The organism is Bartonella sp. CL70QHWL, from assembly GCF_042194855.1.
GTDB lineage: Bacteria > Pseudomonadota > Alphaproteobacteria > Rhizobiales > Rhizobiaceae > Bartonella.
In genome coordinates this window covers 1-805 of the sequence record NZ_JBHINJ010000108.1, presented here as the reverse complement: position 1 = coordinate 805, position 805 = coordinate 1, and the positions used below count along the sequence as shown (strand labels likewise).

General features: G+C 43.0%; 2 protein-coding genes. Both read left to right on the top strand.

The features are described from left to right. The coding region (locus ACFIJZ_RS09960) for a phage tail sheath C-terminal domain-containing protein (RefSeq protein WP_375632001.1) at positions 1-297 on the top strand (297 nt) is incomplete at its 5' end. Next, positions 297-803 (top strand): phage major tail tube protein, encoded by a 507-nt coding sequence (locus ACFIJZ_RS09955; protein WP_375631999.1) that lies wholly within the window; start codon positions 297-299, stop codon positions 801-803. The genes ACFIJZ_RS09960 and ACFIJZ_RS09955, both read left to right, overlap by 1 nt. Positions 804-805 lie beyond the last annotated feature (2 nt).

The window sequence follows — 805 nt, the reverse complement described above, 5'->3', positions numbered from 1 at the left end:
ACCGCAGATATGATCAATGATGCCATTTTGCGCGGGCATCTATGGGCTGTCGACCGCAATATCAAAAAAACCTACATGAGTGACGTGAGTGAAAGCGTCAATGCCTATTTGCGTGATTTAAAAGCACAAGGCGCCATTCTTGGTGGGCGTTGTACGCCTGATCTAGAGTTGAATACAGCAAGCGCCATTGAAGGCGGCAGAGTCTATTTCAATGTCGAATTCACACCAACAACACCAGCAGAACACATCACATTCCGTTCACGCATTGTAAATGATTACTTAGAGGAGATTTTTTAATGGCTATCCCCGTTTTACCAAGAGTTTTGAAATATTTTAACATTTTTGTCGACGGCATTCCCTATCAAGCAAAATGTGAAAGCGTAACATTACCGAATTTGAACTTGGTTGTTGAAAGCTATCGTGGCGGAGGCATGGATAGCTCTATTGAAGTTGACCTTGGTCTTGAAACCCTCACACTTAGCATGACCATTTCTGATTGCTCTCCAGAATTGATGGCACTGTTGGGGCGCACAGATATCGATATCTCATTACGAAGTTCAATGCAAGCGCAAGGCACACCAGCAGAAGGTGTTGTCATTACCATGAGAGGACTATGCAAAGGCTTTGAAATGGCAGAATGGCAACCGGGCAGCAAAGCAACATCCACAACTACCTTCACATTGCAGTATTTCAAATATGTCCAGAAGGACGTTGAAATCGTTGAGATAGATGTCCTCAACTTGGTGAGAAAATTCAATGGCGTCAATCAACTCGCAGACCATAGAGAAAATATAGGATTATAAAA